Genomic DNA, 22,699 nt, shown 5'->3' with positions numbered 1-22,699 from the left:
CGTTATGATAGAAGAATAGTATTATCTTCATTCAGCAAATAACTTTGTACTGAAAGAGAAGCGTCGGCTACAGAAGACTCCAAAGAAGGATGCAGTTCAATCCTTCCCCGATATCACAGATTTTGAAAAGAGTGAATTGAGCTTTGCTCAACTCAAAATCTAAACGTGATTACGCCAAGACGTAATTGATTCTTACATACTGAAAGGATGGATTGTATGCGCACACTCGCGCGCTTTGTAACAAATGCCCATAAGTACATTATATTTAGCTGGATTGCCATCTTCATTGTGATGACCATTTTCGCCATTAGGCTTCCTGGATTACTCGCAGGGGACGGCTTCGAAATGAACGGCGAACATGCCGACGTGATAGATATCGTATCTAGTACATTTGATATGCCAGCAGAGACGATGTTTGTCGTCTTCGATCATATTTCAGACGATAAAATCCAATCCACACTTCACAATATCGAAAAACTTAATCTAACATCAGCAATTGCTTCGCCGTTAGACGATGACACGCAGTATACAGAAGATGTTTCTTATGCACTGCTCCATTTCGATAATCAAGCCGAAAATAAAGCTGACAGCGTGACAGCTATTCGTAAGGAGATTGGCGATGAAAAAGGCATCACACTTACAGGTGCCTCCGCAATTTCAAAAGATATCAATACAGCCAGTCAACGTGACTTAATGACAGCCGAAGCCATTGGATTACCGATTGCCATTATCGTCCTACTCTTTGCCTTCGGGACAGTCGTCGCCTCATTCGTACCACTGATCATCGGGATTGTCACCGTTGTAACATCGTTCGGTGTTCTCACTATTCTTGGCGGACAAATGGATTTATCTATCTTCGTCTTGAATATCATCCCGATGCTCGGACTCGCACTTAGTATCGACTTCGCTCTGTTGTTCATTAGTCGTTATCGCGAAGAACGTAAAAAAAGCGACCTGCTGGAGGCTATTTCTACTACCATTCGTACAGCAGGTCGCTCGATAATCTTTTCGGCATTTTGCGTCTTCATCGGACTAGGTGCCATGCTAATTATTCGGGTTGCTATTTTCCAAAACATCGCCCTGGGCGGCATGATTGTTGTCGGAATGGCTGTTCTTAGCTCCCTGACTCTGCTACCGTCTGTGCTCATAGTACTTGGTGATCGCATTGACAAGTGGCAATTACTCAAACCTAAAACGAACGGCTCGGATAATTGGCGTACATTTGCACACCGTGTCATTAAACGACCCGTGACGATTACAATCATAGCCTTTATCCTACTCGGGATCGCTATGATTCCTGTAAAAAATATGGAGCTGACGATCCCAGGAATCGATGCACTTCCCAAGTCATATGATACGCGTCAAGCTTTCGAATTAATGGATACCACATTCGGTCTAGGTGAGCAATCATCCGTCTATGTTATTGCTGAACGCACTAACGGCTGGGAGGATACAGAAGGCCTTCAAGCGATGAAAGCACTTGAGGAACAATTGGAAAAGGATTCACTTGTCGATAAAGTAACAACCGTTTTCACCGCAAGTGACATCCGTTCAGTCGAACAATGGAAACAAGCCATGCTGGTGCCAGAGATGGCTGCTGGACTCTCTCCCCTTGTCGAAACATTCGTCGAGGACAAACAGCTTATGATTCCCGTAACACTTGGAGCTGCAGGAGATTCCGACGCAGCCCAACAGTGGGCGCGTGATTGGTCTGAGAAAGAAACGGCATGGAATCTATCCATTGGTGGACAACCAAAGTTCAATCAGGAAATTTTCGATGAAATATGGGATAAAATTGTCTATGCGCTCATTATCATTGTCGTTTCAACGTTCTTCATCTTAATGATTGCTTTCCGATCGATCTTAATTCCGTTAAAGGCCATTTTGATGAATATCGTTGGACTTGCTGCAACGTTCGGGATTCTCGTCTACATTTTCCAATATGGGCATTTCGGTATTGAAAGCGGAACAATCGCACTCATCATTCCTGTTCTCGTCTTCAGCCTCGTCTTTGGGCTGAGCATGGACTATGAAGTGTTCCTCATTTCACGAATGCAGGAGGAGTATGCAAATTCGTTCGACAATGACCGTGCAACCGTCGAAGGGCTCGCGACGACGAGCAAGATTATTACGTCCGCTGCACTTATCATGATTGTATTGACAGGTGCATTCGCCTTTACAGACGTTCTACCAGTGAAGCAAATCGGAGTTGGCATCGCCATTGCAGTCGCTATTGACGCAACGATTATTCGCCTCCTGCTTGTACCAAGCTTGATGAAACTATTTGGTAAATGGAATTGGTGGTTACCGTTTGGAAAAGGGCTGTATCGCTCAGATAATCGACGGTTTGAACAGAAGAAATAACAGCTTACTAACAATCGCTCCATCTAAAAATGCACATCAGGCTCATAGGATCCCTGATGTGCATTTTTTTATGAGTATAATAGAAAATTTCACTCCGCCCAAGCCTTCTCTACAAGCACCTCGGCAACTGACTCCATACTATTCGCATCTTTTTTAAACGTGGCCTGCATCGCAAAGTAAATAGCTATAATGCCAAGAATAATGAATAGGACGAGCCCGATGGCAAGCTGTTTCCCTTTCACTTCGCATCACCCGGCACCTGTTTGAACTGCTCTTCCTTCAAATAAGCAACGGCTTCTGCATAATCACCAAAGCTGTCCTCTAAGTTCAAACCATGATATACATTCCAAGCGCCTAACTCTTCCATTAACACTAACTTTTCTCCTGCCGCATTCGCCCAGTGCTGTTCAACTGCCTGTTCTTCCGCTTCTCCTTGCGACAATGCTGCGATAGCATCCGCAATTGTTTTACGCAATTCCTCTTCGGATGCCTCACGAATATTAACGAGACCGCGCTCATCCGCGTCATAGCCCGCGATACCCGCTACATAGACAAATCCATTGCCGTTCGGGTGCAAATGCTGAACGACAACCGTTTTGTCATACAAGCTATCCTCATAATGATAGTTAACCCGCTTCATAGACACGTCTTTTCGTGTTAGCTCCGGGTAAGATTCGATAATGGCTTGCTTCTGTTCAAATGTCAGCATATCTATTTCACTCTTTTCCACTCTAATGTCGTTTTAGTATACCATTAACGTGTTTTCCACTCCATAAAAATGACGATCAAAACAATAACCGCAATGGCAACTATATAAAACCCGCTTGGTACACTACTCATTCCACCAAACATGGACCCGTCCCCTCTCTATTGACTCCAGAAATAATCGTAAAATCAATCGTAATCTCTGGAATGGCCATCTGCAACGCCTCTTCAATCTTGTCCGCACTCGCACCCCACGTCAGCGGCGTCATTTGAATAAGTGGTGCAAGAAGTCCATCAGCTAACGGGAATGTATACGTAATTCTCTCTGTGCACACCGCATCAAAATGCTCGGCAACTCGCGCCACCGGATCTACGTCTTCCTTCTGCTCTTTATCTTCGTAAAAAATAGCTCTCAACTCTTTTAAATAACTACTTTCCGGTACCGCTTTAACAAACAGCCCACCCGGTTTTAATAAACGGCTAAATTCTGCATAATTTGCTGGCGATAAAATATTTAAAATTGTATCGAATGTAGCATCTTGAAACGGACAATTCGCAAGATCTGCGACGCTCCATATCAAACCTGGATACTCTTTAGCAGCAGCCGTGATACCTTCCTTCGCCAAATCTATTCCAACACCCGTGACGTCCCCAGCAAGTTGATTCATAATCGTCGACAAATGCGATCCTTCTCCGCAGCCGGCATCCAACAAAACAGCATGCTCTTGTTTTTGCACAGTCTTAATAATTGATTCCAAAACACCATCAAAAAAACCACTCGTCATCACCGTTTTCCTTGCTCCAAACAATGACTGGTCATATTTTGTCATATGCGCTTGTGGCGCCAAATTCACATACCCATTTTTCGATAAATCGAAGGAGTGGTTATGCGTACAAACAAGCCGTGACATCTCTAACATTGCCATCTTCGCTAAGCAAATCGGGCATCTAAATAAATCCATATTGCGCTCCATCACCTGTGCATTGATCATTTTTTTCGATAAAGTCATCGTTTCCAAGCTCCGATCATTTGTTGTTCTACCAGTATACCGTTTTTATGCAGGGACTGGAATACAGACAGTATGATTCTCCTGTAGATCAAGTAATTATTTCCAATCATAAGGTTCTCGCTGTATTCATCGTACATGAGCAGGTTACAATAGCAACAAGGAGGCGATTGTATGAAACGTTTATTCTTTTTTATCCTGTTCATCGCTGCATTGTATCTCGCAAAACCACTTTGGGAAGAGCCAGTCTCACGCTACGTCGATATTTCCTTCCTTGAACCAGTCGACGAAAAAATAGCTTCCCTTTTGAATAAAGAATCGGTCGATACCGCTATTCGCTATATTGCAGACGGTGCTGACAAAGCAGTCTTTTACCTCACTTCGAAATCACAGGAAGTACAAGAAACAATCTCCGAAGTAGAGAAGCCAGAATTAAAGAAACCAACGACAACGCAACTTTCCATTCATAACATTGAACTAGGCAGTACTGAGGAACAAGTAACAGCCCAGCTCGGTAAACCAAAAAATCGCTCTATGAATGAATACGGTTCTGAATGGTTAACGTATCACAACGGCTACCAAAACTTCGTTATGGTTTCATTTGACGAGCAGAAAAAGGTGAGCGCCATTTACACAAACGATGATTTGATTTCATCGACTTCCGGCATCAAATACGGTTCTTCCAAAACAGCTGTGCGTGAAATACTTGGTGAGCCTATTAAAGAAATCCGTAAAGGTTTGAATATCTTTATCCTGCAAGAAAGCGAGGGCTTCGATGTTTTTCAATCAGACGATGCCTATCTCTATGTTTTTTATGATTTACATCAACAAAGCAAAGTGACCGCCATCCAACTCATCTCCACCGCGTTGGAACAGAAAAAAACCGGCATTTATGCCGGCGGTGATTCGCAACTACAAGATGGTTTTGAGCAGCAGCTATTCGATTTAACGAATGCCGCACGCGTCCGCCACGGATACTCCATCCTACAATGGGAAGCCAACGTTGCGGAAACGGCGCGCAATCATAGTATTGATATGGCTGACAACGATTATTTTAGTCATCAAAATAAACAGGGAAAATCTCCATTCAATCGGATGGATGAGGACGGCGTGACATATCGCAGCGCAGGTGAGAATCTAGCCTACGGTCAATCCAGTAGTATATTCGCACACGAAGGTCTGATGAATTCCGAGGGCCATCGTGAAAATATACTATTAGACAATTATAGCCATCTCGGAACAGGCGTCGCTTTTAACGAAAAGTTGCAGCCGTACTATACGGAGAATTTTTTACTTAAGTGATTCTGCTGAAAATACCATGAGTAGAAACTGGACAGCAGAGTGGAGTCGTCATTTATTGACTGCTGCACAAGCTATTCGAACACCTGAATTACCGGACGGATCTGTTTTATAATCATCCGCTTTTTCATGAATAACGAGTGCACTGCCGTCACTATCGATAATTGAATTTGTAGCACCCGGCTTCATTGTCAATTCAACGGTTGTCACTTCAGCAGCAACCTTTCCATTGGCATCGACTTCAATATTCGGTAAATCGCCTAAATGGAACCCTTTCGGATTGTCAAAGCCATGCTCTTTATGCGTTGGATTGAAGTGGCTGCCTGCTGATGTGAAATCGGGTGGCGTACAGACGCCCGTCTCATGAATATGAATGCCCTTCACTCCTGGCGGTAAACCTTCCGCCTGAATACTAATCGTTACACCATCACCAGATTCCGTAAAACGGGCTTCGCCTATTTCATTGCCTTCCGTATTGATGATTGGCGTGACAATTGCTTTGGCATTTTCACCACTTACAGCTAACTTTGCATTGCTACCTTTACCGCAACCACCGACGGCCAACAGTGCGACTAGCATAATCGTTAATACAACCTTTTGATTCAATATAATTCCTCCTAAAAATCTTATCTATAAGGAGGATGGTCTAACTTCTCATTATTATGTATGACATGCAAAAATCGACAGATGAGAAAACCGCTGCCAACTCCAATCTTGTGGAATGAACAGCGGTTTTTCAATTATGCCAGCACTAATTTCTCTAAATCCATCGGCGCAATATAAACGCCGTTTTGGTAAACACGCATATTACCACCAGAAATCTCGTCAATCAGCATCACATCACCTGTAACACCGTCGCGTCCGAATTCGAGTTTAATATCATATAACTCAAGACCTTTTGCTGCGAGCTCGTCCTTCACAACGCCGGAAATTTGTTTCGTTAACGCTTCTAGCGTCGTATATTCTTCAGCCGTCAATAAGCCTAACTGCGCAAGTGCATCCTGTGTAATCGGTGGATCATTGCGATTATCATCCTTCAGGGTCACTTCAACGAATGCATCCAATGGTTGTCCATCCTCACAATATGCCCCGTATCGACGCAGGAAACTCCCGACAGCACGGTACCGACAAATGACTTCAAGGCCTTTGCCGAACATCTTCGCCGACTTCACTGTCATCGTGACTTCTTCTAGATCTGCTGCAACATAATGTGTCGGTATCCCTTTCTCCGCCAGCTTTTCAAAGAAAAACTTCGTCATCCGAAGCCCTGATTGCCCAGCTCCTTCAATCGTTAAGCCTACCGTGTTCGCACCCGGATCGAAAACGCCATCCTCACCTGTTACATCATCTTTGAATTTCAGGAGAACGTGGTTACCCTCCGCTTTATATACATCTTTCGTCTTGCCTTTATACATAAGTTCCATGTGTCTAGTTCCTTTCTGTATGAAAGTTTAAACGTCCATCTATAGTATACTACAATGTTTTTTATCCTATCATAAAAATTTTTCAAAAACTTTATCGTTCTTGATTCATGTCAAGGTTTTATCCTCCTATCTGGCTTATTCTAGAGTCAGAAAGAAAATAACAACACAATTAATTACTGGAGGATGAAAATAATGAAAAAAGTCGTATTCGGTTTAGAACCACTTAGCTGCCCATCTTGTATTAAGAAAATTGAAAGTGCACTTAACAAGCTGAACGGTGTGGATGACGCAAAAGTGTTGTTCCACTCTGGAAAAGTTCGCGCACAGTTCGACGATAGTGTGATCCAAGCGGATGAATTGAAAAATCTTATCGTCAATCTCGGTTATCCTGTGCTATCACAAAAAGTTTCATAAAAGGAGCGAGTCACATGACTGCCAAACACACATCCCATATCACCGCAGTTTCTGGTTTGTTGCTTGCCATCGCCATCGGATTGCACTTTACCGGCTTCCATGATTGGAGGCAGGTGGTGCTCATCCTAGCAACGGTCGTTGCTGGAACCCCTATATTGATAAAAGCGTTTAAAGCGCTACGCATGAAAACCTTCAGCATCGAACTACTCGTTACAATCGCAGTGATTGGTGCATTATTCATCGGAGAATATGTTGAGTCCGCAGCCGTCACATTCTTATTCTTATTTGGCGCTTTTCTTGAAGCACGGACACTGGAAAAAACGCGTTCTTCTTTAAAGGCATTAGTTGACATGGCACCACTTGAAGCGACAGTTATCCGCGGCGGGGAAACGATGACCATTTCTGTCGACGATGTCGAGCTAGGTGATCGCGTGATCATCCGCTCTGGCGAAAAAGTAGCCGTTGACGGTCATATCGCCACAGGTACTGCAACTTTGAACGAGGCCGCAATTACAGGCGAGTCCGTCCCTGCTTCTAAAACCATTGAAGACCGCGTATTCAGCGGAACCATCGTCGACAACGGCTTCATTGAAGTAATCGCGGATCGTGTCGGAGACGATACAACATTCGCACGCATTATTGAACTCGTCGAGGAAGCACAGGAATCCCAATCGAAGACAGAAAAGTTTCTTGACCGCTTCGCCAATATTTACACGCCAACCATCGTTGTCCTCTCTGTTCTTGTTTTTATTTTTTCACGCAATATTGAAATGACACTGACATTCCTCGTTATCGCTTGCCCAGGCGCACTCGTTATTTCTGCCCCCGTTTCTATCGTCGCTGGTATCGGGAATGGCGCGCGTAACGGCGTTCTCATTAAGGGTGGCGACATCATGGAGAAGCTAGCGAAAATTGACACTGTCGTATTCGATAAAACAGGCACACTGACACGAGGACGTCCTGAAGTGACAGACATCCATTCATTTGCGGGAGCTCCAGACAATTTACTGCAACTTGTCGCAGAGGCTGAAATGATATCCGAACACCATCTCGGCCAAACAATTGTCAAAGAAGCGAAAAGACAAAAGCTTTCATTCATCAATGAACCCCAAGATGCCGAAGTCATTAAAGGGAAGGGAATTCGTGCCCGCGTTGACGGTAAATTATTAGCCATCGGGAATCGCAAGCTAATGGCAGCCGAAGGGATTTCAATCGAAGAAGCCGTCGAAGCATATGCAATACGACGTGAAAAAGCAGGCAGCACAGCCATCTTCGCAAGTGTGGACGGGACAGTAGCAGGTATTCTTTCCATCGCAGATAGAATTCGACCTGAAGCTAAACAGGCAATCCAGCAATTACGTGCAAGCGGCGTGAAAAAAATCATTATGCTTACAGGCGATAACCGGCATACTGCGGAACTTGTCGGTGCACAGCTTGGCCTAGATGAAGTACATGCAGAACTACTTCCGGAAGATAAAGTAACCATGATCCAAATGTTAAAGGATGCCGGTCACAAAGTAGCAATGGCCGGGGATGGCATCAATGACGCACCCGCCATCGCGACTGCCGATATCGGACTTGCAATGGGCGAAGGCGGCACAGACATTTCCATGGAAACGGCCGATGTCGTATTAATGGCAGACCGATTAGATCAGTTCTCCCATGCCTACTCACTCGCCAAAGCAACTGTCCTCAATATGAAACAAAATACATTTTTCGCAGTTGGCACAGTCGTTTTATTACTAGCCGGCGTATTACTCGGAAAAGTTTTTCTCGCATCCGGCATGCTCATCCATGAATTGAGCGTACTAATCGTTATCCTCAACGCGGTCCGATTAATTCGGTATACTAAAGGAAAGAAAGAAGTAACGGTAGCTGAAGCGAAATTACTAACAGAGTGAGGTGGATACGAAGTGACAGAAATGAATACATGTAGCCACGAAACAGAAGGTACAGCGGAGATGCAAAAATTATGCATCTCCATCGTGCCGATTTTCAATCATTTGGATGCAGCCGAAATGCGGGAAATCGTCAAAGAAACACACGCTATTTCGCATGAACGAGGGCATACTATCTACCGCGCAGGCGAAAATTCAGATGGCTTGTACATTGTCCATAAAGGTCGCATAAAAATTTACAGACTGTCCGACAATGGCAAAGAACAGCTCGTTCGTATTTTAGAGCCGGGTGATTTTACAGGTGAACTTTCACTATTTAGTGAATCTGTCCACAACGCTTATGCAGAAGCACTCGAGCCCGTCGAACTATGCGTCATGGGGCGGGATGATTTCCAGCAGTTTTTATTGAAGTACCCAGCGATTGCATTGAAGGTACTTACTGAATTTTCCACACGGTTAGCAAAAACTGAGAAGCAAGCAGCCAGCATCGCCATGGAATCTACCGAAACGCGCGTCGCTATCTATCTGGCCGATCTAGTCGAGGAGCAAAAACGCAGTGACATCACCTTACCTATGAGTCGGAAAGACCTCGCCTCCCATCTTGGCACTACACCTGAAACAGTGAGTCGAAAGCTCACCGATTTCGAGCAGGCCGGATGGATTCGACAGAGTGGCCAGCGCGATATCGTGATTTTGGATTTGGATGCACTGTTGTTGGCGTGAAATTTGATGGCGACTGGGGGGGTTCCAACGAAATGGTTGAACTGTCCAACATTACGAAAAGATTCTAACATTGTTGCGAAACTCTACAACAATAATCCCGGAGTCTCCAACCATTTCGGGAACAGCCCAACATTGCGAAAAGATTCTAACATTGTTGCGAAACTCTACAACAATAATCCGGGAGTCTCCAACCATTTCGGGAACTGGCCAACATTGCGAAAAGATTCCATCATTGTTGCAAAACTCTCCAACTATACTACGGGAGTGTCCAACCATTTCGGGGACCTGTCCAACATTGCGAAAAGATTCTAACATTGTTGCGAAACTCTACAACAATAATCCCGGAGTCTCCAACCATTTCGGGAACTACCCAACATTACGAAAAGATTCCAACATTGTTGTAAAACTCTCCAACAATACTACGGGAGTATCCAACCATTTCGGGGAAATGTCCAACGTTGCGAAAATATTCCAACATTGTTGCAAAACTCTCCAACAATACTACGGGAGTGTCCAACCATTTCGGGGAACTGTCCAACATTGCGTCAGAAGTTCTCAACCACCGTCAGCTAATAAATTTATTCCATTAGCCTATCTTTTTGCATTTCACACTCGTCTCAACGCATACAATTGTTGTATAATAACACTAGTAAATCTATGCTCAATCGAAAGAGAGTGAAATTCTATGGGTCGCAAATGGAATAATATTAAAGAAAAAAAGGCGTCAAGAGATGCGGATACAAGTCGTATTTACGCAAAATTCGGCCGTGAAATTTATGTGGTCGCTAAGCAAGGCGAGCCTGACCCAGAACTAAACCAAGCGCTTAAAGTGGTTGTCGAGCGCGCCAAAACATATAGCGTACCAAAAGCCATCATCGACCGTGCCATCGAAAAAGCAAAGGGTGGTGCGGAAGAAAACTTTGACGAGCTACGCTACGAAGGCTTTGGCCCGAACGGCTCAATGGTCATCGTCGATACATTAACGAACAACGTCAACCGAACTGCATCAGAAGTGCGGGCTGCTTTCGGTAAAAACAACGGTAATATGGGCGTAAGTGGATCTGTTTCCTACATGTTCGATGCTACTGCAGTCATCGGTATCGAAGGTAAATCTGCTGACGACGTACTCGAACTCCTCATGGATGCGGACGTCGAAGTTCGTGACATCCTTGAAGAAGAGGATGCTGTTATCGTCTATGCTGAACCGGACCAATTCCATGTCGTTCAAGAAGCATTCAAAAATGCTGGTATTACAGAATTCACTGTTGCCGAGCTAACAATGCTAGCACACAATTTCGTAGAACTCGATTCCGATGCACAAGCAAAATTCGAAAAAATGATTGACGCACTAGACGACTTAGAAGACGTTCAACAGGTATATCACAACGTCGATTTGGACGATTAATCACATAGAAAAGGAGAATCCACATCAGATGGATTCTCCTTTTTATTCATACTCCCTTATTCATACTGTTCGATTTGATTGCCCTCTTCATCGAAATAAGTATAGTAAAATTGATAACTCTTCCCTTTCCGCTTCGGTAACTCCACCCACACAACATCCCTTGCATTGGGATGTATGTCTATCTCCATAACTTCATCATTGACGGTCATACGTATTTTGGCAATTTTATTATTTTCATTCGCAACGTAAAGCATCGTCGGAGGAATACCATCCTCCTCTAACATATGGACCCCGAATTGTGAAAGTGATTCACCTTTCCTTACTTCAAAATGCGACCATTGATAGTTCCCTTTAGCATTTTTGGTCAAACGCATATAGGCCGGATTCTGATTAAAAATAAGACTAACAATCCGTTCTTCCCTACTATCTGTTATATCCAAAATTTCGATAGTAGCCGATTCAGCTTCATAGCCTTCAATAGACCGAATAACTTCAATAATAGACGCCTCGTCGTTACCATAAATCGGTTTCTCCCACCAAATCACAACGCAAAGGATTACACTTACTGCAAGTACAACCACGACAAGTAATTTCTTCAACATCTTCTCCCCTATTCTTTATGGAAAATAGGATTCCCTCACATCTTCACTTCATCGCTCATTTCAAATACATCGAAAATATGCTTTTGGAACACCAGCGAAATAATCTTATCTTCTTTTTTATAATAATGGACATTGCCGACGCGTTGATCCACCAACTCGGTCCAGCCCCAATCCTCGATCTCCGCTAAATAATGCGCTGGTGGCTCACCTTGGCTGCCACCGATATCCTTCAGCTTATATTTTGCAGATTTTGCAATTTCGGTTGTACAAATTTCAGGTCGAACTTCACTCGCATTTTTTGGAACTGGAAAACCATGATTGATAACCGCCATGCGATAGCCCTCTTCTTCGCTATAGACATTCGAGCAGCCAGCCATCATGCCGATGATTAAAAGAAATATAAGAAGCCGTTTCATCCCGCCATCTCCCTCACAAAAACTTCACAAGCCTTTACTATCAGATTACTAAGAAAGTTAAAGTTTGTCATCCGACGTATTTGTGACAAGCTGGAATTAGGTTGGTGGCTTTCAACAAAGACCTCCGCCGTGTGCGTAATCATGTCATGGGCTCGTTACATGACTCGAAACCTTTTATCTCCAATTTCAGGATTGTCTCGCCACCTCTAGTTAATTACATACTTAAATATAAGCTCCCCGTTTGGATCCCTTTCATTTATAAACTCAAATCCAATACTTTTATATAATTCGAATGCTACTTTATTCTCTTCGATGATACTTAAATAGATCATTTTTACCCCATATTCTTTGGATACAATCTCAATCAGTTTTAGCATCGCTTTTCTTCCCAAGCCTTTACCTTGATATTTTTCATCTATCATTATTCGGTCAATCCAAGTATCTTTATTCGGCCCGAAAGAACCGTACATTGCAAATCCAATAATAACCTCTCCATCATATAGTGCCACCGGACGCCATTGATGGTATGTACTCGCTTCCTCTATACACTCATCTACCGATTCAATATATTTTTCTTGTCCCATTTTTAATGTTATCTTTCTAAATAGCCATTCATTGGTATCATCAATGTCCTTTATATAAATATTGCTCATGCTAGTAACTACACCTCTATTATCTAGTCCGATTGCAGTACAACATTGCTCAATTGTTAAAAGATGTTTTTTATCCAAGTCATTATGTAAGCAAAAATAAATGGCTTAAACCAAACTAGATAGAATAAAATGATAAAAAAGATACGCCTGATATTATCTTTGTTACACCTTTTTCTTTTTTTGGAGAATGCTATAAAACTAAAGATAATTCCAAGTACTAAAAGTATAAATCCTATGATAACAGCAGGCTCAATTATCTCTGTTGTCATCCAACTAAGTGCAAGTATTCCAGAAATCACAAAGACAATTGACCATATACTAAAAATCTGTTCAAACTAGTAGCTCCTCCTTTTGGATGACCAGAAAAACCTCTACTTGATAACTTTTTTTATTAGCGTCAATATAAAAAATTGAATAATTCCGCCAACCATACCAAAAACGAACATCGTAATTATTGAAAAAAGATCATATAGAACAATACTCCCTAAAAGGCCCGCCAAGCCACCAAAGCCCGCATACAAAAGTGCCTTTATCCGATTTAAATAATTTTTAGTTCGAGTAGAAAAGTCGATATACAATGAAATAGGAAATGCCCCAAACACAAAGAACGGAAACGAATATAGTGCCACAACCAAGATAGTTGGACCAAAACCCCAGGAGTCTTGAAGAAATAGAATCGAATAAAGTGCTAAGAAAATACCAAAAGGTATAGGTGAAATTATTACCGCCAAAAAGTAAAGTGAGATGCGGTCAAACGTCTCTTTATAGGTTGTTGTCATATTGAATACCCCACTTTCATCAATCCTTACAGTTCCTACTTCCTTCATTGAGTCGGATCAATATCATAAGGATTAGAAATAACAAAAAAACAGTAGAAAATAATTTCATTAATGGTCTCTACTACTTAACAGACGTAATTATTTGACAACTAGTTTCATTTTATTTCCTAATTGCGTGAAATGATCCACTTACAAAAAGCTCGCGGTTCAAAGCCTCCTCGCAAGTCGAGTCATATCTCTACATTGAATACCATTTTCAAAAATCGCTTCCTCGTAGTTATCAATGAAAAAGTCCTTTATCACACCTTCTATTCGAAAACCACATTTCTGATAAAGCGCCAGCTGGCCTATACTTGAATTGCCCGTTCCGACTTCCAGTGAGTGATAACCAAGCTCCCGCGCAGTTTGAATCGCATCCTCAATTAGCTTCCTACCAATCCCTCTGCCATGCATCCTTTCATCAACCGCTACATTCATAATCTCCATCGTTTCCACATCCAATTTCACCAACACATAAACACCGACGATTTCACCCGCAATTTCAGCTACGCGGCATTCCCCAATCGCCAAATATTCCTCCACCATCTCCCGTGATGGATCTGCGAGTAGTAAGAGCTCAAAAGGTGGTATCTCATGCTTGTTCAATTTTCTGATGAACACTCAAACGCCTCCTATTGTTTTCCCATCGAATATCCCTCAAATAACCGACCACCATAAGGTTGCAGTACTTCATCAGCCAGGTTGATTATTTCACCCTTAGCACCCGTTCTATAAAACATATCAAACGCTTGCACGAATCTCCCTGCAAAGTCCTCATCATAGTTATTTAAAGCCCGCACAACCCATTTCGACTCCCCTATCCACTTGCCATTTGTCCGCAAAACAAACTCATGGATTGCATCAGCCAATGTATTCGCAATGAAGATTTCTTCCGCCCGATTGGTTGAACCAACCAGATCATCAAGCGCATCCGTTAGCATATATCGTTTCGTTTCTATCGTATCCCAAGACCACATAGCAGGGCCTTGATTCAACAGCTCATCCGCCTCATCCTTTATCGCACGAACAGCTCCCGAGTCAATGATGATAAGTCCTTCTGAAACCATCCGCGGCAATGAAGGACGAGCCCTCTCACAGTCCAACTTGAAAAAGTCTTTATACGAAGTAAAATTATGGACAAACACTTCGATTGGCCAACCATAATCGATAAACGATTCACGATAAGCCGACTCGACTTTGTCATCAAAAACAACGATATCCAAATCTGATGTAGCTGTATGCTCACCCCTGACCACACTTCCAGCCATCACCGCAGCTTGGCAATTTGGGAACTTCTTTGCTATAAATCTTTTCGCAGCTTCTAGCGGCTGCAATCTGTTTTCATTCATATGCTCCCCCTCTTACTATTTCAATCTCTATATAAAACAGATACTTTTTCCACAATCTCTATCGGATGAACATCCAATGATAATAGTTGTTCCAATTCAACCCACATTGGCTCATAGGTACCCCTATCCCTGCATTCATCCCCAAACTCTTCACCATTCCCCGTTCCAAATACACCACCAATAATTTCAGCAATAAAAAAGTACTGTACCCCATTATAATTAATAATCCCAAGACTACCTTTAATCGCAACATGCACACCTAATTCTTCGAACGTCTCTCTTATCGCAGCTTGCTCTGGACTTTCATCCTGTTCAATTCCGCCGCCAGGAAAAACATAATACTCCTGTCCAGCTCTAACTCTTTTAATCAATGCAACTTTGTTGCTTTCGATAATAACGGAAGAACCTCGATTTCTCACATCTCCTCACCTACTTTCCTTCAATACTCCCCAAACATCAGATAGCACTAGAATGAGTATCACTTTACAACTCCCTACACATATACTATAATATATTTTAGTAAATTAATTTTTAGTAAATATATTTTTATCAAACTAAATTTTATTGAAGAGGAGGAGTTTGAAATGGGACTGTTGGATATCTATTTGCAAAAAAATGAGAAAAAACGCTACGATGTATTTAAAGAAACCGGACTGAGCCAGCAAATGCTTTCAAATGTCAACAAAAAAGAGGTAACGGGCTATTCCGTGAAAACCATCCAAGCCATCGCAAAAACAGTTGGAAAAAGTGAAGGAACCGTTTTAGAAGAACTATTAGGCCTAGAAAAAGAAAATGCTTACTTTGAAGTATTCAATATAGAAGATTTATTGTTAGCCTTTAAAAATAAAGAAACCCATATTGTCATCAAAGGCGACTATAAAAAAGAAATCGTTCCATTCGCCGAAGGGCAACTTCTCGAAATTGAAACGATGGGGACGGGGTTAGGTTCTGCTGGAATGGTAGCTGTTTTAGCTGAGCTACTCCTACATGCCGCTACCTTTTTTAGCAACAAAGACGCTGATTACAGGAAAATCGAAAATCAAATTCGGAAGTACAGAATAAAAAAACTAAACGACGACGAGCTACTTCTTTATTTACGTCAATTAGATTATTAAGCACCACACGCAATATCGATGTATTCGTTTGCCGAGTGGATGTCTGCCGGCAAACGAATACGTCAATACAGTGATTTCCCTTTCTTATGAAAGAGCCCTGATTTCTCACGCCTCTCCGCCTACTCCCTTCCGATACTCAATTAACCAACAATCCCGATACTCGCCCTCGTGCCACTCATTCGCCGGAAGCAACTTCACTTTCACAAACCCACACTTTTCATAACAACGAATCGCACGTTCATTCCACGTTTGCGGATCCATCACAATACAATCCGCCCCTCGCTCTTCAATTAAGTACCCTACCACGGAGCGAACAAGCTGTGTACCGATCCCTTTATTCCAATAGGCCGATTCTCCGATAAACTGATCCATACCATAAATTAATTCCATAGAATCACCGTAGCCATAGGCAAGTCTCTCTTCTTTATCCACCTCGTAAAACTGAATATAACCGATTGGCTCACCGTCAAATTCAATCAGACACCGGGTAGAATCATCCTCTTCTTCAAAAAACTTCTCTTCCACTTTTTCTCGTCAAACGGGTTATCCCTGCCTTCGTAATACTGCAGGATTTCAGGATCAGAAAGCCATTTAACAAGTAAAAATTTATCCTCTTCTTTCAATATGCGTACATGCAATTTCTCAATTTTTATAATGGTATTCACTCCTCATAACTCAAAAACGGCTCGTACATCGTAATCGCATGATTTTCTGTAATAAATTCATCATCAATCTTCTCACCATTCATGTTATACACTTCTCTATAAATCGAATTATGACGCACATAGCCTCCCCATAGTTCTAGCGTGAAACTATGATCTTTCTCATACACTTTATACGTTCGATTTGCAGGCATAGCCTTACGCCATTCACCAACGAGCGAAGTATCCGTCACATAAACAACAAGCTGATAAGGCTCAGTCGTTTCATTTTTTATTTGTAAATCTAAATAATTATATGCACAGGTCGCGCCGCTACCGAATGGCTGATTGCGCTTTGAATCTGGGAATACATCATAACTGTGGCGATAACGTTCAGTTACCGTCAAAGGCGTATGAATCGTCATCCAGTAAATCAGGTTTGACAGCTGACACAATCCCCCGCCAACACCCGTCGTTACTTTCCCATAATGCAAAATCATCCCCTCGACATAGCCCTTCCGTTTCGTCGTATTGCCAATTAAGCGCCAATAAGAAAAGGTTTCCCCCGGTTGCAGCACAATGCCATTCAACCGTTTCACCGCAATTTTCAAATTGACGATTTTATTTCTTTGTAATTCCATATCCACATCTTTCAACTCGCGAAGTAAAGGTGTTCGATGTTGAAACACAACATGACTCAACTTGTCCTCCGCTCGCTTCGACGCATACTTCTTACCATCTATGTACCACTCCGAATAACGCTTCAAGCGATACGCTTTCTTGCCAAAAAATATACGCAGCTTGCTCCGCTTTTTCGGTTGCAATGAATTCATTCCCCACACCCCCTATTACCTATTCTGCTAATGAATCCCATTTCCCTTTCAAACCACCCAAAAAACCAAATGCATTTCATCCATCATTTTCTGCAAGTCACTCGTCAATTCACGCGAGTCACCGAAATCGCAACGACAACTAAAGCAAAACAACATACACTTGGGTTACAAAGTACTGAAGCGGAGGGATTACGATGAACATCATCAACGTCAACAATTTACAAAAAACATATGGCAACAACCACGTTCTAAAAGGACTGGACTTTCAAGCGAAGGAAGGGGAAGTCATCGGGGTTATTGGGAAAAACGGGGCAGGCAAATCGACATTTCTTGAAATCCTCATGACAATCAAACAGTACGATACAGGAAACGTTGTCCTTTTTAATGAAGATATTAAAGCACTCTCAACGAATCGCCTAGAACAAATCCGGCAACAAATTTCCGTCGTCCTGCAGCCGACTGAATTTTACAAAACGCTAAAAGTAGTTGAGCTGCTGAAATTATTCAAAGCCTATTACAAATCACCACTCGACATCAACACCATCATCGAGGACTTCAAATTGGAGCCACATCGTAAAAAATATTTCGATAAGCTTTCTGGTGGATGGAAGCAAATTGTCAGTCTAGCGATTGCTTTTTTATCACAACCAAAACTGTTAATTCTGGATGAACCAACAACTGGTTTAGATCCTCATATGCGCAACATCCTTTGGTCATACATTACAGATTACAACAAGCGCACAGGCGGCACGGTCATTTTAACGACACATAATATGGATGAAATCGAAATGTACTGCGACAAAGTGATGCTCATCAATAACGGCATCACTGAACTCTACGATACAACAGAAGGTATTTTGGCATCGGGTTATAAATCAATCAATGATTTCTATCTTAGGAAGGTATCATTGTAAGCAGAATAGCGCTAACTCCAGATAAATCTTTCGGAAAGCGAGTTTGCTTGCACTCACCACGGGTTTACTTGCACTCACTATAAGTTTGCTTGCACCACTTGCCCATTTGCTTGCACTCAAAACGAGTTTGCTTGCAAATGATGACCTTCGAACTACCAACTTATTAATAAAGGGGAGAAAAATATGTTAGCGACACAATTAAAATACGATTTACTCATGTTCTCAAGAGAATTGTTTTACTTAGTCTTCACGATTATCGTCCCACCCGTCACATATCTGTTCATGGGGCAATTGTTTGGCAATCAAACATACGCAGGAAATCTAAGTTATGCAGAAACGTACACACCATCATTCATTTTACTCATTACATTCGGCGTTATCTTTTTCGCCTTCGGTTTCGATCAAGTGATGAATCGCACAACCGGCGTCGAAAAACGCATCAGCCTGTCACCTGTACCGAAAAAAATGCTGTTGCTGTCAGCTATTTTGAAGTCCATCATCATTACAAGTATCGGCTTTTTCCTTGTCTACGGCATCGGGATGATTGCGTATGATTTAGCGTTCCAGCCAGCACGTTTTCTAAGTGCTTACGGGTTCTTCATCATCCTGAACGCTGTACTGCTCGTCATTTCTTCAGCAATCTATTCTTTATTCAAAAGCATGAACGCCGCACTGGTTTTTTCTATCGTCATTTTCCAAGTTGTTATGATTACAGGTGGCTTTACAATGCCCATTGCTATGATGCCGAAGTTCGTTCAAGTCATGGCAGATGTGAATCCGCTCTACCATATGAACAACCTCTTCATTGCAGTTTGGAATGGACAGCTTGTGTTTGACAACAGCACATTCATCTCCATCAGTTACATTGTTGGTTTAGTACTCGTCGCATTAATCATCATTAGCTTTACGAATAAAAGACGAAGTTAATAGACTACTCCAAGACAATCGTAGATGAATTGTATACACTATTGTCTAAGGGGGGCTTACGTATGAAAGTGTCATTGAACATCGATAGTGACTATACAGAAACAAAAGTGACGATTGAATCCCCGGAATTGGATCATTCCGTTCAGGAGATTTTGGATTTCATAAAAGGAAGAGAAACGGAGTTCTTGGTCGGAAAAGACGGCGATATGCAGCATATTCTAAAGCCAGGCGACATCCACTATTGCCACAGCGAAAAGGATGGAGTTGTCGCCGTCACAGCCGATGGTTCTTTTAAATTAAAAGAGAAGTTATACGAGCTGGAGGAAATCCTTCCTTCGAATAAATTCGTCCGGCTCTCCAAATCCGTCATCGCTAATCTTCATGAAATGAGTAGTTTTGAAGCGTCCTTCAACGGAACACTCTGCGTCTATTTTAAGTCGGGGGCAAAGGAATACGTTTCTCGCACATACGTCAACACCATTAAAGAATCATTGAAAATGAACAAGAGGAGGGGAAACGAATGAAAACCTTTTTATTCCGTAGTATGATCGGCATTTTCTTCGGGGCATTTATCGCTGTACTCTTAACGAATTCCGTCGTTTATTTTGGCGAGCAGGACGTGTTAGACGGGCAATTATTCTTGAAAAATTCACTTGGCTCTATTTTCAGCGGATGGTTTTTCACAGTCAGCCCACTCTATTTTGAAAATACCAATTTACGACTCTCTCAACAGACCGCGCTCCATTTTATAACTGTCGTTGTTCTATATTTTATCCTAGCATTCGGCATTGGCTGGATTCCATTTACCTGGAGCAGTTTTGCGCTGACACTAGGATTATTCATTGTCGTCTATGCTATTTTCTGGACTGCCTTCTATCTTTATTTCAGAAAGCAAGCAAAGAAATTGAATGCGGAATTGAATGGATTTTCGTAATTAAAAGCTGTACTAGGGAATCCTTCTAACAACGCTTGGCGCTCGGGGATGCCTCCCGCGATAAGCCAGACAGAAAACCGCTGTCCGTCTTATCACTCCGGCTACCCCGTGTAAGGCGCCTGCGCTGGAGATTAAGTAAAATCATAAATTCATCATTTATAGATTCAATTCCAATGTGGCTTTCCATTATAAATCATCCGATATTTCCCACCAGTCGAATCGCCAAATAGATAGCAATTCCCCAGACAACCAATGCAGAGCCTTTATTCAACAATGCCATGAGCTTGCCACTCGAATCCAATTTACCAAAATAGCGTCCGGCAATCACCAGCCCGAGAAACCATAGCCACGAAACAATGATCGTCGTCAAAGTGAATGCCACTCGGACATCCCCCGCATAATTGAGCGAGCTCGACCCAATGACGCCAATCGTATCGAGAATGGCATGGGGGTTTAATAAAGACACGGATGCCGCAAAGATAATCTGCTTCTTTGCCGAAAATTGCTGCCCGTCCACTTTCATCGATGCCGCATCGCTTTTCCATAACACAAAACCGATATAGACTAAAAATATAATACCGATACTAAAAATGATATTTTCCAACCAAGCAAATGTCAGCACTAGCAGCGACACACCAGACACTGCCGCCACAATTAAAATCGTGTCACAAATCCCCGTCGTCACAACAACAGGCAGCGCCCGCACAAATGTCGGCTGCAGCGCTCCTTGATTAAAAACGAAGACATTTTGTGCACCCAACGGCACAATGAGTCCAAATGCCAAAATGATGCCATGTAAAATTGCTTCCGTCACCCGCTCACCCCCTCTCTCACTATTCTTCATCGACAAGATTTTCCCTTTTTCTTTCGACAAAAATAAAAAGAACATTTTTAAGCCAAACAAGGACTTACACTGTCTAATATACATAAGCAATCAAAAATAGAGAGGGTGACTCCAAATCATCAAGCTAGTGAAAAAGGCGCAACAAGGCAATGACAAAGCTTTTCTAAAACTGCTTCAGCAATACGAAGCAGACATCTATCGAACGGCTTTCCTCTATGTCAAAAATGAAAATGACGCATCAGACGTTGTACAAGAAGTAGCTTATCGTTCCTTTAAAAACATCCATACACTCAAAAATCCTGAGTATTTCAAAACATGGTTGATCAAAATTACGATTACATGTGCCATTAATGTGCTACAAAAATCAAAAAAAGTCGTGCCCCTACGACCCGAATCTGAAGAATTTATCGGCTCTCACGATGAAGATATTTCGCTATCACTAACCATTCAAAACCTGCTCAACACGCTTGATGAAGACGAAAAAAGTGTTGTATTACTAAAATTCTACAACGATTATACCTTCAAAGAAATTGCACAAACACTAGAAATTCCATTAGGAACAGCAAAGTCTATTTTATATCGCGCCTTGAACAAACTTCGTGAACAAACCAAGGAGGATGAAATTTATGGATAATAAAATCAAGCAGGAACTCAACAAACTCGACATTCCACAAAATCTACATGAGCGCCTACAACAAGGTGTCAAACAAGCAAAAGCAGAACAACCGAAAAGAAAATATAAAAACCCACTCATAGCTACAGCTGCTATTTTAGTTATCAGCTTCGGCATGCTACTGACACCTGTAGGTCAAGCAACGTTTAACGGATTATTTGAAGTGACAAAGTTTGAGAAAAGGCCACATAATGAGGAACTATCATTCGGTTATTCTTGGAAAGGTACAGCAGGGTATGACACGGTAACGTATGACTCTTTAGCGGAAGTGGAAAATGCTTATACAATCCATATTCCCTTTCCAGAACAGTTAGTAACAATAGAAGAAAATACCGAACCAACAACATATAGCGTAGCAATAGATGAAATGGGCAACTTTCTCTCATACAACTATCATCTTTCAACAACAGAAAGAATGTATGAAGTCTTCGCGACTAACGTCGTAGAGTCAAGTCCTACATTCGGAGCTGAGACAACAGATGGAGCTGCTATCGAGAAAGAGGTTTTCATTAATGGTACAGTCGCAACATTATTAGGAACCAATGATTTGGATGGGTATTCTATTTATATTAAAAATGAACAATGGCAAATGGTGATTACCTCTTTTGCGCGTGGAATTCATGAAGAAGGCGTACTTCATGTAACAGAAGACGAACTTATCAAAATTGCTGAAAGCATTCAATGGTAAAATGCCCAAAAATAAAAGCCGCACCCAGTAATCACAGGTGCGGCTCTCTATAT

27 protein-coding genes and 1 pseudogene are annotated in these 22,699 nt (G+C 42.1%); 13 read left to right on the top strand and 15 right to left on the bottom strand.

The features are described from left to right. The first annotated feature begins 216 nt into the window (after positions 1-216). Positions 217-2,364 carry an MMPL family transporter gene (locus tag R2B77_RS10785; RefSeq protein ID WP_203248217.1) on the top strand — a complete coding sequence of 716 codons (2,148 nt, stop codon included), beginning with the start codon at positions 217-219 and terminating at the stop codon, positions 2,362-2,364. 89 nt (positions 2,365-2,453) lie between these two features. Here R2B77_RS10785 and R2B77_RS10780 read toward each other — a convergent pair whose 3' ends face one another. The 3 genes from R2B77_RS10780 to R2B77_RS10770 form a co-directional block, all read right to left on the bottom strand. Further along, the gene (locus R2B77_RS10780; RefSeq protein ID WP_203248218.1) at positions 2,454-2,606 is read right to left on the bottom strand and encodes a hypothetical protein; all 153 of its coding nucleotides are present in this window, start codon (positions 2,604-2,606) and stop codon (positions 2,454-2,456) included. Further along, positions 2,603-3,073 carry a hypothetical protein gene (locus tag R2B77_RS10775; protein ID WP_203248219.1) on the bottom strand — a complete coding sequence of 157 codons (471 nt, stop codon included), beginning with the start codon at positions 3,071-3,073 and terminating at the stop codon, positions 2,603-2,605. Before R2B77_RS10775 ends, R2B77_RS10780 begins: the two co-directional genes overlap by 4 nt. A 127-nt stretch (positions 3,074-3,200) precedes the next feature. Continuing rightward, entirely contained in the window at positions 3,201-4,079 is an 879-nt protein-coding gene (locus R2B77_RS10770; RefSeq protein ID WP_203248220.1) for a methyltransferase domain-containing protein, read from the bottom strand. 171 nt (positions 4,080-4,250) lie between these two features. On the opposite strand from R2B77_RS10770, the gene R2B77_RS10765 reads away from it, so the two are divergent. Then, a complete protein-coding gene (locus R2B77_RS10765; protein WP_203248221.1) occupies positions 4,251-5,378 on the top strand; it encodes a CAP domain-containing protein in 1,128 nt (375 codons plus the stop codon). Between the two features lie 48 nt (positions 5,379-5,426). On the opposite strand, the gene R2B77_RS10760 is transcribed toward R2B77_RS10765, so the two are convergent. Together R2B77_RS10760 and R2B77_RS10755 are read right to left on the bottom strand one after the other, a co-directional pair. Then, positions 5,427-5,981 carry a superoxide dismutase family protein gene (locus R2B77_RS10760; RefSeq protein ID WP_203248222.1) on the bottom strand — a complete coding sequence of 185 codons (555 nt, stop codon included), beginning with the start codon at positions 5,979-5,981 and terminating at the stop codon, positions 5,427-5,429. Between the two features lie 134 nt (positions 5,982-6,115). Beyond that, the gene (locus tag R2B77_RS10755) at positions 6,116-6,799 is read right to left on the bottom strand and encodes a phosphoribosylaminoimidazolesuccinocarboxamide synthase (protein ID WP_203248223.1); all 684 of its coding nucleotides are present in this window, start codon (positions 6,797-6,799) and stop codon (positions 6,116-6,118) included. 192 nt (positions 6,800-6,991) lie between these two features. On the opposite strand from R2B77_RS10755, the gene R2B77_RS10750 reads away from it, so the two are divergent. From R2B77_RS10750 to R2B77_RS10735, 4 genes are all read left to right on the top strand, one after another. Continuing rightward, on the top strand, positions 6,992-7,213 hold the full coding sequence (locus tag R2B77_RS10750) for a heavy-metal-associated domain-containing protein (protein WP_203248224.1): 222 nt from the start codon (positions 6,992-6,994) through the stop codon (positions 7,211-7,213). Between the two features lie 14 nt (positions 7,214-7,227). Further along, on the top strand, positions 7,228-9,114 hold the full coding sequence (locus R2B77_RS10745) for a heavy metal translocating P-type ATPase (protein WP_203248225.1): 1,887 nt from the start codon (positions 7,228-7,230) through the stop codon (positions 9,112-9,114). A gap of 21 nt (positions 9,115-9,135) precedes the next feature. Beyond that, positions 9,136-9,834, top strand: a complete 699-nt coding sequence (locus tag R2B77_RS10740) for a Crp/Fnr family transcriptional regulator (RefSeq protein WP_212391677.1) — start codon at positions 9,136-9,138, stop codon at positions 9,832-9,834. Positions 9,835-10,519: 685 nt separating this feature from the next. Continuing rightward, positions 10,520-11,239, top strand: a complete 720-nt coding sequence (locus R2B77_RS10735; protein WP_203248227.1) for a YebC/PmpR family DNA-binding transcriptional regulator — start codon at positions 10,520-10,522, stop codon at positions 11,237-11,239. Positions 11,240-11,295: 56 nt separating this feature from the next. Here R2B77_RS10735 and R2B77_RS10730 read toward each other — a convergent pair whose 3' ends face one another. The 7 genes from R2B77_RS10730 to R2B77_RS10700 all read right to left on the bottom strand — a co-directional run bounded on the left by R2B77_RS10730 (position 11,296) and on the right by R2B77_RS10700 (position 15,496). Next, positions 11,296-11,838 carry a hypothetical protein gene (locus R2B77_RS10730; protein ID WP_203248228.1) on the bottom strand — a complete coding sequence of 181 codons (543 nt, stop codon included), beginning with the start codon at positions 11,836-11,838 and terminating at the stop codon, positions 11,296-11,298. A gap of 38 nt (positions 11,839-11,876) precedes the next feature. Then, complete coding sequence (locus R2B77_RS10725; RefSeq protein WP_203248229.1) at positions 11,877-12,257, bottom strand: hypothetical protein; 381 nt, start codon at positions 12,255-12,257, stop codon at positions 11,877-11,879. Between the two features lie 206 nt (positions 12,258-12,463). Next, positions 12,464-12,910 carry a GNAT family N-acetyltransferase gene (locus tag R2B77_RS10720; RefSeq protein ID WP_203248230.1) on the bottom strand — a complete coding sequence of 149 codons (447 nt, stop codon included), beginning with the start codon at positions 12,908-12,910 and terminating at the stop codon, positions 12,464-12,466. Between the two features lie 371 nt (positions 12,911-13,281). Continuing rightward, on the bottom strand, positions 13,282-13,689 hold the full coding sequence (locus tag R2B77_RS10715) for a hypothetical protein (RefSeq protein ID WP_203248231.1): 408 nt from the start codon (positions 13,687-13,689) through the stop codon (positions 13,282-13,284). Positions 13,690-13,896: 207 nt separating this feature from the next. Then, positions 13,897-14,349 (bottom strand): GNAT family N-acetyltransferase, encoded by a 453-nt coding sequence (locus R2B77_RS10710; protein ID WP_203248232.1) that lies wholly within the window; start codon positions 14,347-14,349, stop codon positions 13,897-13,899. Positions 14,350-14,360: 11 nt separating this feature from the next. After that, positions 14,361-15,077 carry a nucleotidyltransferase domain-containing protein gene (locus tag R2B77_RS10705; RefSeq protein ID WP_203248233.1) on the bottom strand — a complete coding sequence of 239 codons (717 nt, stop codon included), beginning with the start codon at positions 15,075-15,077 and terminating at the stop codon, positions 14,361-14,363. A 20-nt stretch (positions 15,078-15,097) separates the two neighbouring features. After that, positions 15,098-15,496, bottom strand: a complete 399-nt coding sequence (locus tag R2B77_RS10700; protein ID WP_203248234.1) for an NUDIX hydrolase — start codon at positions 15,494-15,496, stop codon at positions 15,098-15,100. Positions 15,497-15,661: 165 nt separating this feature from the next. On the opposite strand from R2B77_RS10700, the gene R2B77_RS10695 reads away from it, so the two are divergent. Then, positions 15,662-16,192, top strand: coding sequence for a helix-turn-helix domain-containing protein (locus tag R2B77_RS10695; protein ID WP_203248235.1), 531 nt, complete (start codon positions 15,662-15,664; stop codon positions 16,190-16,192). Between the two features lie 105 nt (positions 16,193-16,297). On the opposite strand, the pseudogene R2B77_RS10690 reads toward R2B77_RS10695, so the two are convergent. Beyond that, positions 16,298-16,848, bottom strand: a pseudogene (locus R2B77_RS10690) (GNAT family N-acetyltransferase). 5 nt (positions 16,849-16,853) lie between these two features. Beyond that, positions 16,854-17,666 carry a VanW family protein gene (locus R2B77_RS10685; RefSeq protein ID WP_203248237.1) on the bottom strand — a complete coding sequence of 271 codons (813 nt, stop codon included), beginning with the start codon at positions 17,664-17,666 and terminating at the stop codon, positions 16,854-16,856. A gap of 194 nt (positions 17,667-17,860) precedes the next feature. On the opposite strand from R2B77_RS10685, the gene R2B77_RS10680 reads away from it, so the two are divergent. The 4 genes from R2B77_RS10680 (at position 17,861) to R2B77_RS10665 (ending at position 20,441) form a co-directional block, all read left to right on the top strand. Further along, positions 17,861-18,580: an ABC transporter ATP-binding protein gene (locus R2B77_RS10680; RefSeq protein WP_203248238.1), complete on the top strand. Its 720-nt coding sequence runs from the start codon at positions 17,861-17,863 to the stop codon at positions 18,578-18,580. A 183-nt stretch (positions 18,581-18,763) separates the two neighbouring features. Beyond that, on the top strand, positions 18,764-19,507 hold the full coding sequence (locus R2B77_RS10675; RefSeq protein ID WP_203248239.1) for an ABC transporter permease: 744 nt from the start codon (positions 18,764-18,766) through the stop codon (positions 19,505-19,507). A gap of 62 nt (positions 19,508-19,569) precedes the next feature. Continuing rightward, on the top strand, positions 19,570-20,031 hold the full coding sequence (locus R2B77_RS10670; RefSeq protein ID WP_203248240.1) for a LytTR family DNA-binding domain-containing protein: 462 nt from the start codon (positions 19,570-19,572) through the stop codon (positions 20,029-20,031). Next, positions 20,028-20,441, top strand: a complete 414-nt coding sequence (locus tag R2B77_RS10665; protein ID WP_203248241.1) for a DUF3021 domain-containing protein — start codon at positions 20,028-20,030, stop codon at positions 20,439-20,441. Before R2B77_RS10670 ends, R2B77_RS10665 begins: the two co-directional genes overlap by 4 nt. Before the next feature lie 193 nt (positions 20,442-20,634). Here the strand turns inward: R2B77_RS10665 and R2B77_RS10660 are convergent, their stop codons facing one another. Beyond that, entirely contained in the window at positions 20,635-21,255 is a 621-nt protein-coding gene (locus R2B77_RS10660) for a LysE/ArgO family amino acid transporter (protein WP_203248242.1), read from the bottom strand. A 157-nt stretch (positions 21,256-21,412) separates the two neighbouring features. Here R2B77_RS10660 and R2B77_RS10655 point away from each other — a divergent pair, with 157 nt between their 5' ends. Further along, positions 21,413-21,919 carry a sigma-70 family RNA polymerase sigma factor gene (locus R2B77_RS10655; protein ID WP_203248243.1) on the top strand — a complete coding sequence of 169 codons (507 nt, stop codon included), beginning with the start codon at positions 21,413-21,415 and terminating at the stop codon, positions 21,917-21,919. Next, a complete protein-coding gene (locus tag R2B77_RS10650; protein WP_203248244.1) occupies positions 21,912-22,646 on the top strand; it encodes a glycoside hydrolase family 18 protein in 735 nt (244 codons plus the stop codon). Before R2B77_RS10655 ends, R2B77_RS10650 begins: the two co-directional genes overlap by 8 nt. The last annotated feature ends 53 nt before the right edge of the window (positions 22,647-22,699 follow it).

Source organism: Sporosarcina beigongshangi (assembly GCF_033485195.1).
Lineage (GTDB): Bacteria > Bacillota > Bacilli > Bacillales_A > Planococcaceae > Sporosarcina > Sporosarcina beigongshangi.
The sequence above is the reverse complement of the archived record's forward strand: the minus strand, read 5'-3'. Positions and strand labels throughout refer to the sequence as shown.